Origin of the sequence: Bacteroides sp. RTP21281st1_H5_RTP21281_210402, from assembly GCF_040918965.1 — a bacterium.
Taxonomy (GTDB): Bacteria; Bacteroidota; Bacteroidia; order Bacteroidales; family Bacteroidaceae; genus Bacteroides; species Bacteroides congonensis.
The window spans coordinates 45,228-57,123 of record NZ_JBCOWR010000024.1; the positions used below are offsets into that span (position 1 = coordinate 45,228).

Genomic DNA, 11,896 nt, shown 5'->3' on the forward strand with positions numbered 1-11,896 from the left:
CCCTCGCAAATATCCAATGATTTGCGAGGGCTTCTTTTTTATATATATATTACAGTTTCTTCTAATTGGATAAAAATGTACCCGGACCAAGAATATCATACATATAACTGACGTTCCGCGTTTTCAATAGCATCCCTTGTGGAGTATAGAATAACTGATATTTGATATCTACGTTGTCTTGTCCCACTTTGATTACTATAATAGCCTGCCATTTCGGAAATTCTACCATAGTCACATCATCCACTACCCAGCTTGCGTAAGCACCGGATACAAATGCATTGTAAACAGTGGGTGACAAACGGTCGAGACTGACAAGGTCAGTCTGTGTCATAACCCATTGCCCCTGTGTATTGAACCATACATTTTTAGTAAATCCATTCTTTACAAAATTCGCGCAATAATAGCCGCCATCCTGTGACCAGGCTATACCAGCAGCCTTCGGATACATCTTCTTAAAAGTAGTCTGCACATTACCGGGAGGGGTGTCCGCAAAAGCAGATATAGACATTAGCAAAAGCAATACGAACGCCCCGATATTAATCTTCTTCATAAGCCTTGAGTTTAGAGTATTATTTATCTACCTAAAACAGACTTTGAGAATATTTGTTTGAGTGATATACATAAAATAACCCGGCCATTCATAATGACCGGGTTACAATGAATATATAAATCTTAGCCTTTTACTTAAAAAGTAATCTTCAGTATCTTTCCATTATAGGCTCCGACTGAAACGTCTGTCGGTTTATAAGGCAATAAACTGATTTCTTCTTTAGCGCCAGTCATCAGGTCTACTGCCTGGTAAGACTCCATTTGAGGAATCTGCAAGAAGTCGAAAGCGTGTGAAGGTATATTGATTGCCACATCTACCAGCTGACTGTCGAAATTAATAACGAAGAACAACAATTCATTTTTATATTTCCTCATAAAAGTATATTGCTTGCGTTCATTGAAACGCCAGCCATTTATATTGGCATACATTAAATCAAAGAATACACCTTTTGTGATTGCTTCTTCCTCGTTGCAAAGCGTCAGTACTTTCTGATAAATGTCATAAAGTCGTTTATGATCTTCGGTAAGCATCTTACCGTCGAATTTTCCTCCGTTGCGCCAGCGGCGAATCGTGTCTACACTCCAATAATCAAATATAGTAGTCCTTCCGTCCCTACCACTGAATCCTTCACTGTCCATTCCCATTTCTCCAAATTCCTGACCGAAGTAAATCATCATAGGATTTGTGTTCATACAGGCTGAAACAATGAGCGCGGGAATCCCTTTGCGTGGATTGCCGGCAAAGAAACTAGAAGCGATGCGTTGCTCATCGTGATTTTCGAGGAAGTTGAGCATCCTTTTCTCAATGCCGTTCAGGCTTTGCCAGCAATGTGTGATGGCAGCAGCAGATTCATATCCGCATGCTACATTGCGCAATGTATCATACAAGCCTACCTTATCATATAAATAATCAAATTTGCCACGCATCAGATAGTGGCGGTATTCATTCGGATTATAGACTTCTGCGATGAAAAGAATTTCAGGATAAGCTTCTTTGACCTGTGGAATAGCCCATTCCCAAAACTCAACGGGAACCATTTCAGCCATATCACAACGGAAGCCGTCAATATTCTTGGACGCCCAAAAGAGAAGGATATCCAGCATCTTGATCCACGTATCCGGAGTCGGGGAGAAGTGACATGTACCACCATTCTGATAGTCCACTCCATAGTTCAGTTTGACTGTTTCGTACCAGTCGGTAATATTGGGAGTGGCGTCAAAACGATTATTACCAGTTGCCTTCGCCGGAAACTCCCGGTAAGGTTCGGCAGCACCGTCTTTCATGTCAAACTGGGCATGGAGCTCCGCCTGTGGAATGTAATAGAAATTATTGTAAGGGCTGAAAGACAGGCTTGAATCATCATTCGCTCCCAGTTCCGTAGTGCCGTCCGGTTGTGCATCCGAATGATATTGGCGGGCCACATGATTGGGAACAAAATCAATGATAACTTTCAATCCGGCACGATGGGTACGGTGTACCAGATTCTCGAATTCCTTCATACGTCCTGGCACATCGTTTGCCAGATCCGGGTCAACATCGTAATAATCCTTGATGGCATAAGGCGAGCCGGCTTTTCCTTTCACGATAGCGGGATGGTCGGGACTGATGTTGTATCGGCGATAATCTGTCTGCGTAGCATGTTCGATGATACCTGTATACCAAATATGCGTACTACCCAGTTTCTTGATTTCTCCAAGTGCCTTCAGGGTGAAATCGGCCATTTTTCCACAGCCGTTGGCGCTTATGTCACCATTGTAGACACAATGGTTGTTATTATTTCCAAACAGGCGGGTGAACACCTGATAGATGATTATTTTCTTTTCGTCATTCATATCGAGTAGATTTTTATGATTCATATTCATTGTTCTTTTGGGAGAATATGGGTTATTTCCATATTTTCCCCTTTTCTGCCAACAATTGGTTCAACACTTCGTTGGCTGTATTATATCCATGTTCAAAGATTTCTTCTGCTTTTTCCAGTTCCGTGTTGCTATACCCATATAAGTTATAAGGCTCAATCAGCAAATCACATTTTTCTCTTTCGGGAAAAGTATTGGCACGGAACATAAAGTGGAATGAACGCATGGCGATGCTTACAATATTCATCTTATAATCTTGCGCCATGATGGGGCTTACATTGACAGCCACCACCTTGTTACAAACCCGTCGAAGAGTGGAAACCGGAAGATTCATCATCAATCCGCCATCCACATAATTAGTTCCTTCTATATTGACAGGGGCAAACATGACAGGCATACAGCAGGAAGCAGCCACCCGCTCCGCTATGGTGCCACGATGAAAATGAACCATACGTCCGTGGTCGAGGTCGGTCGCCGTGATAATCAAGGGAATCTGCAAATCTTCCAGATTCTTGGCTTTTACGTTCGTCCGGAGAAAATCAATAAATTCACAGAGGTCGAATAACCCTTTCTTGGGGATAACCAATTTGGTCAAGTCCTGGAATTTATGTCCGGAGAAATAATCAAGCACTTTGTGGGGTTCGTTGCCGTCTGCATAGAAAACTCCTGCGAGTGCTCCCGCGCTTACTCCGGAGATAATGTCCGGTTTGATGTCATGCTCCAAGAGAGCTTGCATTACTCCCAAATGGGCAAATCCTTTAATAAACCCTCCGCTCAGAGCATAGCCAATCTGATATTTCCGGCTATTCCAGTTATTTGTATATACCTCCATGAAATCCTATTTTCTTTAGTTCGCCACGAATTTAGTGAAATTATTGAAAGTAGGCGGAATATAATGAATAGTTTTTTTGGAAGTTAGAATCCGAAGCCATCAATTTCAACTTTATGTTCTTCGCTTTCTTTAAATGGTTTTGCTTCTTTTTGTACAGGATTTCCTTCAATATATACGGCCCGGAACGGACGTGCAGGACAGACATATTCACAACCTCCGCAACCTACACATATTTCTGTATCCACATGAGGGATAGTCAGCCCGTCCCTGTAAGGTACCATGGCGATGGCTTGAGTGGGACAGTGCTCCGAACAAGCTCCGCAACTGGTTCCGTCTGTATAGACAATACAGTTTTCTTCGATGAATACCACAGTTCCCATTTGGGTGAGGTGTTTCTGCCCAACAGTCAGAGGAAGAATGGCACCGTTGGGGCATACGTCTCCACAAACCGTACAATCGAAATTACAGAATCCTTTATCGAAATTGACGGTAGGCTGCATCATGCCGGCAAGCCCATATTCCATGAAAGCCGGCTTCAGAACATGCGACGGACATTTGCTTACACAAAGATGACACGATGTACATTGCTGCTGGAAATGCTCCCGACTGACAGAACCCGGTGGGGTAATCGGATTTTCCTTTTTATAAGCCTTTTTCCCTTGCATGGTTGCCACAGATTCCTGGACTTGTGAGAGTATCTTAGGTGCTGCTCCGGCAGTAATAAGGCCGGCAACAAGGAAACGTCTTTTGGAAGAATCAGTAGTTGCCGGTGTAGCAGCTTCTTCCGAAAGCAATTGTTGCTTTTTGGTTGCAGGACTATAAACTAAAGCCTTCTGTTTGCAAGCCCCTAGACAATCGAAACAATCTACACAACGACTATGGTCAATGATATGTTCCTTGCTGTTGATACAGGCAGCCTTACATTTGGTAGCACAAAGCCCGCAACCATTGCATTTCGTAGCGTCAATGCGAACTTTGAATAAAGAAAAGCGGCTTAAAAATCCGAGTACAGTCCCGACAGGGCAAATTGTGTTGCACCAGGTTCTTCCATGTTTCCATGCCAATATAATAATGATTCCGAATGTAAGTATTGCGATAAGCAGGGAAGAAAGACTAAGCATGGACGTATCTACCTGATAAAATGTATAATTCTCAAATTTGGAAAAGACAGATTCCAGCAAGTTATTCCCTGACATATAGACAGGCTTGAATATATGCACCGCAATACGTCCGTAAGCACTATACGGATCCAATATTCCTATTGCGGCAGTGAATTTGCCAATAAAAGCAATAACCAGCACTCCGACGATGCTCCATCGCAATATATTTTTGGCAGGGCTGTATTTGTACCTTTTCTTTTTCTTTCCTGTCGATTTGGAAATGCGTACAACGACATCTTGCAGAATACCCATCGGGCAAATCGTTGAGCAATAAACGCGTCCGAACAGCAAAGTCAGTACAATAAGAAAAAGTAATATACCTACGCTGAATGATATCAGCGCAGGTATAAATTGAATATGTGCTAACCTATGAAAACTATTGGGTAATATCCCTGCGAAATCTATAAAATAAAAAGTAATCAGTGCAAAAAGCAGGACTGATAGTACGATACGTATCTTTCTTAACATTATAATTTACATCTTAATTCGCTTGACATTCAGTTTGTCAAGATTCATAGTTCCTACTTTCAAAGCTTCTCCTTTGGAGAGATGTCCTACGATATCCAATGGCATCTCACGTACCTGGTTGAAGAACCTGGCGGCAGCCGTATCTACGGCTACAATATCCGGTGAAATAAACAATCCTTTTGCCAGGACAACATCTGATGCCGAACGTCCCCGAGGCCCATTGGTTTTCATAATCCGATAAGCGTCTACTACATTGAGCACGGCCTTTTTTTGCAATGTACATATATCCGCTATGCACTGTTGCAAATCATTCTGATGGAAGAAACCGCGATCCCATACAATCCCCATATGATTTTTCATTGAGATTGTCAGATTGGCTCCGCCATGATTCTTCAGGATAGGGACATTGATCCACACGTCACAATTCAGAATCGCTTCATGTACTTTTGCCTTCTTCATCTTTTTGCCGTTTGGCAGGTCTACCGGTTTGTAGTAGGATTCCAGATGAGCAGGCATTACCTTAGCTCCCGCACTTTTGGCGGCTGCTTCGATACCGCTATTCTTGTAGCATTTCTGCCAATCATCACAAGTATGGTCGAATACCGTCACTTCTTTAGCTCCGGCAGCAAAACATTGCTTCACGATTTCCTCAACCAGTTTCGGATTTGTATTTCCCGCCAGTTCCGGTACTTTATCCCAACCGATATTCGGTTTTACAACTACTTTCTGTCCCGGCTTCACAAACTGCTTCATTCCACCCAGTTCGCTGATGGCACGGCGGAACATCGCTTCCGGCTCTCCGCCCATAACAGCCACCAGGTCGGGATTATCCCCGTTTGCTTTATTGATAGTCTGAGTTAGTATCTCCATAGCTTCCGAACGCTGTATAGTCAGAGCTGCTCCGGTGATCGCTACTGTTTTTAAAAAGTCCCTTCTATCCATTGTTTTTAAATTTTGAGTTTAGAGTTTTGCAATCGCTTTTAACAGGGCATAGCCACCAAACCACTGGATCAACATTCCTGGAATACCGATACGGAAATCTTGTGCCGCTGCATGGAAATCACCGAGAATCGCCCATTCAAAAGCAGTTCCTATGATCTGATAGGAGAGTACGACTCCAAGAACACCCAATAAAGAGACAGATTTCAGTGTTCGTGCGGCGAGAGCAGAAGCTCCGGCGAGTAGAGTGGATTTTATCAGTATAACCGGAAGCGCGGTTTCCGAAGGCATGGCAAACAACAGATGGTTAATGACAGGAGAAAGAATTGCAGTCAATAATCCTACGCGAAATCCATACTTATAGCTTGCAACCAATGTGAAAAAATAGATAGGCAGCAGGGTAGGACCACCATAAGGTATAAGATGACATAGTTGTGGAAGTGCAATGTTGCCTGCTACAAACAGCAGAGCGAACAGGTAAGTTTTTACATTGCTGTAATTCAGCGAGTAGAGCTTGACAGATGTTTCCATTTTCGTTGATAACTTTTGTATTTAATAGAACGATGATATCTTAAAAATTAGACTTCTCTCTATCGGAAAGGTTTAATCCGGGAAAAGAACTATTTGCTTATTTTCTTAAAAATGGGACAGAAAAGTTTCAGACCTATTTGAAACTATTTGTTTCATACCGGGAAACTTATTTTGGAACTATTTGATTCTCTCTTTTGCCTTATTCAGCATCCATTCTTTCCCGAATCTTGCCCCATGCATGTGTATCAAACAAACAGCTTTGGCGCATCGTCAGATACATCTCTTTAAACCTTGACATAGGTATAGTGTAGCTTAGTTTATCCGCTTCGAAATAGGGGCGGACGGAGGGATCGAAGAAACCGATGAAAGTACGTTTACCGCCTTTCCGGTTCTCTATGGTAGCTTGAGTCACTACACTGCTGCAACCGGAACCAAAAGTAGAAACTACACAGTCTTCTGCGTTGTTATCATAGAAAGCCCATGTCGTCAGCCCGGAAAGCATATCAGGATTGGCTAGAAAAACAATCCCCTCCACCTCTTCAAAACTCTTCACTTTATCTATTCGTGCAAAGTGGAGATACTTCTTTTCCGTTCTCGAAACTCCGATTTGCTCCACAAAGTCAATAACCATTTGCGGAGTCTTCTTGTACTTTTCTTTGAGTGAAACAAAAGTCGGCACGCGTTCCGGCATTTCAGTAAAACCTGTATAGAACTTGCCGCCACCGCAGCCGATATTCTCTTCATTCAGGCTGATAATGCCACCTTCTCTAACCGTCTTCATACCTTTGAAGAAGCAACCGTTTATCTTTCCGGTTTCTCCTTCCAGTTTATCCGAATACCAAAATACAAGAGGCAGTTCGGCAGATTCTCCGAATGCCTCTCTAAAGTTCTGAATAAATACTTGAATGTCCATAGCTTATCAATTTTTGTTTTATATGTAGGTCTTTCCACAAAGTTAGAATAAAAAAGGATAAGCGCAAGCGAATCAAAAGTTAATGTCTGATACACTTTTCTTACATTCTTCCAATTTTTCCAGCCCTTCTTTTGACAGTTTGGGATAATGCAAGTCCAATTGTTGCATCTGGTCGCAAATGATTCGTCCCACTGCATACCGCATGAACCATTTATTATCTGCGGGAATCACATACCAGGGAGCCACTTCAGTCGATGTCTCCGTCAATACGTCCGCATAAGCCTTCATATACTCATCCCAGAACCGGCGTTCCTTGATGTCTGCGGAAGAAAACTTCCAGTTTTTTGCCGGATCGTCCAATCGCTCCATAAATCGCTTTTTCTGTTCAGCTTTCGATACGTTAAGGAAGAATTTCAGAACGACTGTACCATTTTCCGTCAGGTAACGTTCGAAATCATTAATCTGCCGATAACGGCGTTTCCAGAAGTCAGGATCAATATCTTTCATCGTTTCAATGCCCGGCAGCTTATTGGATAAAATGATTTCAGGATGCACCCTGGCAATCAACACATCTTCGTATTGTGAACGGTTGAAGATGCCGATGCGTCCTCTTTCCGGCAGCGAACGATTGATGCGCCAAAGATAATCATGGTCTAATTCTTCGGCAGAGGGCTGTTTGAATGAATACACCTGGCATCCCTGCGGATTAATGCCGGACATCACATGCTTGATAGTCCCATCCTTTCCGGCTGCGTCCATCGCCTGAAAAATAATCAGAATCGAATACCGGTCTTGTGCGTAAAGCATACTTTGCAGCTCTGAGAGTTTCTCAGCATCTTTAGCCAACTGTTCTTTAGCGTCCTGTTTGGACAAATCACCCGTGAATGACGAATCGAAATCCGATACCAAATGTTTTTTTCCGGGCTTTGCCAGTAATTCTTTAAGCATATCCTTCTTCATGTGATTGTAATTTAGAGGTTTCTACTGAAAATAAAACAGTTGAAGCGTCCGATTAGTTTTTCAGGTCAGCACGTTTGGAGCATTAAGACAAGAACAAAGCTTTTTAACGGAAATAGATGCTGAAACATTGCATCGTACACACGCTGTTCATCCCCTCAATCGGAAGAAAAATAGATATTCGTCTTCGTATTAAACAATAATTACTTATATTTGTCTCACACAACTTAAAATATACATTATGGAAAATAAACTTCATCAATTAATTATCGCCTGCGAAGAACTGTTGAGAAAAGACTGGGAAGAATTTCAGAAGAATCCGCTTTGCAAACTTGATGAATGGAAGAAATAAAAGGTGTCGTTTACTGATATATAATCAATAAAAAGGATATAGAATGAAGTATTTGCTAATCTGTGCAGGACTGTTTTTGGCAGCCCTGCAATCATGGGGACAAGAGAAATTAGCGGACAGAATTACTCCACCGACAGGATATGTCAGAGAGGACTGTCATGATAATTCTTTTACTGCTTATTTGCGCACTCTGCCCTTATTGCCAAAAGGTAGTAAAGTCTTGCTTCATAATGGAAGAGAAAAATCGAATCAGGCCGCTGCATTTGCCGTGGTGGATATGGAAATAGGTAATCGTGATTTGCAGCAATGTGCCGATGCCGTGATACGTTTGCGGGCGGAATACTTGTGGAAGCACAAACGGTATGACGAAATAAAATTCAATTTTACAAGTGGATTCGCGGCTGAATATAAGAAATGGGCGGAAGGAAATCGTATAAAGGTTAGTGGGAATCAGGTGCAATGGTATGATTCGGGCAAGGGTAAGGATTATTCATATAAAACTTTCCGCGGTTACCTGGATATCGTCTTTATGTATGCCGGAACGGCTTCTTTATCCCAAGAACTTCAAACTGTACCTTATATTTCTCTGCAACCCGGTGATGTTTTTATAAAAGGTGGTTCACCCGGGCATGCTGTCATTGTGATAGATGTCGCCATTCACCTGGATACAAAAAAGAAAGTATTTCTGTTGGCACAGAGCTATATGCCTGCACAGCAGATTCATATCCTTGTAAATCCTACTAGTCGAAGGTTGTCTCCCTGGTATGAACTGGCGGAAACTGATGAAGGAAAACTATACACTCCGGAATGGATTTTTGAGAAGAAAGATTTAAAACGCTTTAAATAGTCAGGAAATAATCTCACCTATTTTTATTTGTTTTTCTATCTTTTCCTTATCTTTGGCGTTCAACAAACCGTTTTTAATCATACAACAACGAAAAACAACCGATTATGAATCAAAATTTATCAATGAATGCCAACCAATTGGTAGCATTCCTTCAGAAGCCGACTTCTGAATTTACCAAAGCTGACATTATCTCATTTATCCAACAAAAAGATATCCGCATGGTTAATTTTATGTACCCTGCGGGAGACGGTCGTCTGAAAACTTTGAACTTTGTTATCAATAACGAGGCTTATCTGGAAGCTATTCTTACTTGTGGAGAACGGGTAGACGGTTCCAGTCTTTTCTCTTTTATAGAAGCGGGAAGCAGTGACCTTTATGTAATTCCCCGTTTCTGTACTGCATTTGTTGACCCGTTTGCGGAGATTCCGACCCTGTCCATGCTTTGCTCTTTCTTCAATAAAGACGGAGAGCCGCTCGAAAGTGCACCGGAACATACTCTTTACAAAGCAAACAAGACCTTTACGGAAGTCACCGGAATGGAATTTCAAGCTATGGGCGAACTGGAATATTATGTAATAGCACCGGATACCGGCATGTTCCAGGCAACCGACCAACGTGGTTATCATGAATCAGGCCCTTATGCCAAATTCAATGAATTCCGTACCCAATGTATGTCATGTATCGCACAGACGGGTGGACAAATAAAGTACGGCCACTCCGAAGTTGGTAATTTTACTTTGGACGGTTATATCTACGAACAGAATGAAATAGAATTCTTGCCTGTTCCTGTGTTGCAGGCAGCAGACCAACTGATGATAGCCAAATGGGTAATTCGTAATTTGGGATATAAATATGGATATAATGTGACGTTCGCCCCTAAGATTACAGCAGGTAAAGCAGGTTCGGGCTTGCATGTTCATATGCGTATTATGAAAGACGGAAAGAATCAAATGCTACAAGACGGCGTTTTGTCCGAAACAGCCCGTAAGGCAATTGCCGGAATGATGGTACTTGCTCCTTCGATTACTGCCTTTGGAAATACGAATCCTACTTCATACTTCCGCCTTGTCCCTCATCAGGAGGCACCTACCAATGTTTGCTGGGGAGATCGCAACCGTTCCGTATTAGTGCGTGTTCCCCTGGGCTGGGCTGCCAAGACAGATATGTGTACATTGGCAAATCCATTAGAAACTGAAAGCCATTTTGACACCAGTCAGAAGCAGACAGTGGAAATGCGTTCGCCGGATGGTTCGGCAGATTTATATCAACTGTTGGCTGGTTTGGCCGTTGCCTGCCGTCATGGTTTTGAATTAGGAAATGCATTGGATATTGCCCGCGAAACATATGTGAACGTGAATATCCATCAAAAAGAGAATGAAGATAAACTGAAAGTATTGGCACAATTGCCGGATAGCTGCGAAGCTTCTGCCGACTGCCTGCAACAGCAAAGAGCAATCTTTGAACAATACAACGTATTTAGTCCGGCAATGATTGACGGCATTATCCGAAAACTTCGGAGCTATGAGGACAAGACATTGCGTGCGGATTTGGATGGTAAACCACAGGAAATGTTGGAGTTGGTACATAAGTATTTCCACTGCGGGTAATAAATAACAGATATATTGAGGAAAAGGCTATCTTACTTTGGGGGAGGATAGCCTTTTTGTATGGTTGTTCTGTACTTTGGCATCTATTTAGCAATCAATCTCAGCTACTCGTACTTTTTGCGTATATGGCTAATTGTTTCCGGAGTCACGTCGATACGAATGATATTTTTATCAAGTTTTATGAGATAGCTATAGGCGGAAGTTATAAGAAACAGTTTTTTGAGGAGTTTGTAATGAAGAGGCTGCCGAAAGAAAAATTCAGATGATAAACTTGGAAAATCACCAGCAATAAGGCTTAAATGCGTTAAGTATTGGCCTAATTTCATAAAAAAGATGTTTTGTTGAAAGAAAAAGGAGGGAGTATAGTGCATTATCCCCAAAGAATGCTTTACTTTGCATCAACAACAATAAAGAGGTTTATTGCGATTTGATTATTTTACATGAATCTTCTCATTTACTTGAGCATTTCCATCTCTAATTTAGCTCTTCCCAAAACTTTCTTATTGAATTATTAATTTTTTATATTTGTATTTTATGAATTTGTACATTGGAAATCTTAGCTATAATGTTAAGGAATCAGACTTGAGAAATGTAATGGAAGAGTATGGAACAGTTGCTTCAGTAAAGTTAATCACAGACCGTGAAACTAGAAGATCAAAAGGTTTTGCGTTTATCGAAATGCCGGATGATACAGAAGCTAACAATGCTATTAAACAATTGAATGGTGCTGAATATGTAGGTCGTTCAATGGTAGTAAAAGAAGCTTTGCCAAGAAACTAAGACTGGATATACAGCCGATAATAAAGAAGAGGTTGTGTCAAAACGCTGACACAGCCTTTTTTTATGCGCAAAGCCCAGACTTTCTCAAGCCCGGGCTTTGT

General features: G+C 41.8%; 11 protein-coding genes and 1 pseudogene. 4 read left to right on the plus strand and 8 right to left on the minus strand.

Going from position 1 to position 11,896, the window contains the following annotated elements; translation table 11 throughout:
* Positions 1–61: 61 nt before the first annotated feature.
* The 8 genes from AB5443_RS22755 to AB5443_RS22790 all read right to left on the minus strand — a co-directional run bounded on the left by AB5443_RS22755 (position 62) and on the right by AB5443_RS22790 (position 8,212).
* On the minus strand, positions 62–550 hold the full coding sequence (locus AB5443_RS22755) for a PepSY-like domain-containing protein (RefSeq protein ID WP_277135057.1): 489 nt from the start codon (positions 548–550) through the stop codon (positions 62–64).
* A gap of 134 nt (positions 551–684) precedes the next feature.
* Positions 685–2,382, minus strand: coding sequence for an alpha-amylase family glycosyl hydrolase (locus tag AB5443_RS22760; RefSeq protein WP_277135148.1), 1,698 nt, complete (start codon positions 2,380–2,382; stop codon positions 685–687).
* A 52-nt stretch (positions 2,383–2,434) separates the two neighbouring features.
* Positions 2,435–3,241 carry a patatin-like phospholipase family protein gene (locus AB5443_RS22765; protein ID WP_195408406.1) on the minus strand — a complete coding sequence of 269 codons (807 nt, stop codon included), beginning with the start codon at positions 3,239–3,241 and terminating at the stop codon, positions 2,435–2,437.
* Between the two features lie 83 nt (positions 3,242–3,324).
* Positions 3,325–4,869, minus strand: a complete 1,545-nt coding sequence (locus AB5443_RS22770; protein ID WP_277135056.1) for a 4Fe-4S binding protein — start codon at positions 4,867–4,869, stop codon at positions 3,325–3,327.
* Between the two features lie 6 nt (positions 4,870–4,875).
* Positions 4,876–5,811 carry a DUF362 domain-containing protein gene (locus AB5443_RS22775; RefSeq protein ID WP_368119640.1) on the minus strand — a complete coding sequence of 312 codons (936 nt, stop codon included), beginning with the start codon at positions 5,809–5,811 and terminating at the stop codon, positions 4,876–4,878.
* Positions 5,812–5,829: 18 nt separating this feature from the next.
* The gene (locus tag AB5443_RS22780; RefSeq protein WP_195408404.1) at positions 5,830–6,339 is read right to left on the minus strand and encodes an ECF transporter S component; all 510 of its coding nucleotides are present in this window, start codon (positions 6,337–6,339) and stop codon (positions 5,830–5,832) included.
* A gap of 199 nt (positions 6,340–6,538) precedes the next feature.
* The gene (locus tag AB5443_RS22785) at positions 6,539–7,252 is read right to left on the minus strand and encodes a DUF169 domain-containing protein (RefSeq protein ID WP_195408403.1); all 714 of its coding nucleotides are present in this window, start codon (positions 7,250–7,252) and stop codon (positions 6,539–6,541) included.
* Positions 7,253–7,324: 72 nt separating this feature from the next.
* Entirely contained in the window at positions 7,325–8,212 is an 888-nt protein-coding gene (locus tag AB5443_RS22790) for a polyphosphate kinase 2 family protein (protein WP_368114503.1), read from the minus strand.
* A 392-nt stretch (positions 8,213–8,604) separates the two neighbouring features.
* On the opposite strand from AB5443_RS22790, the gene AB5443_RS22795 reads away from it, so the two are divergent.
* The 4 genes and pseudogenes from AB5443_RS22795 (at position 8,605) to AB5443_RS22810 (ending at position 11,795) form a co-directional block, all read left to right on the plus strand.
* Positions 8,605–9,408: a DUF4846 domain-containing protein gene (locus tag AB5443_RS22795; protein ID WP_277135053.1), complete on the plus strand. Its 804-nt coding sequence runs from the start codon at positions 8,605–8,607 to the stop codon at positions 9,406–9,408.
* Positions 9,409–9,512: 104 nt separating this feature from the next.
* Positions 9,513–11,015: a glutamine synthetase family protein gene (locus tag AB5443_RS22800; RefSeq protein ID WP_283140035.1), complete on the plus strand. Its 1,503-nt coding sequence runs from the start codon at positions 9,513–9,515 to the stop codon at positions 11,013–11,015.
* A gap of 152 nt (positions 11,016–11,167) precedes the next feature.
* A pseudogene (locus AB5443_RS22805) lies at positions 11,168–11,281 on the plus strand (DNA-binding response regulator); the annotation flags it as partial.
* 268 nt (positions 11,282–11,549) lie between these two features.
* Complete coding sequence (locus AB5443_RS22810; RefSeq protein WP_007755457.1) at positions 11,550–11,795, plus strand: RNA-binding protein; 246 nt, start codon at positions 11,550–11,552, stop codon at positions 11,793–11,795.
* The last annotated feature ends 101 nt before the right edge of the window (positions 11,796–11,896 follow it).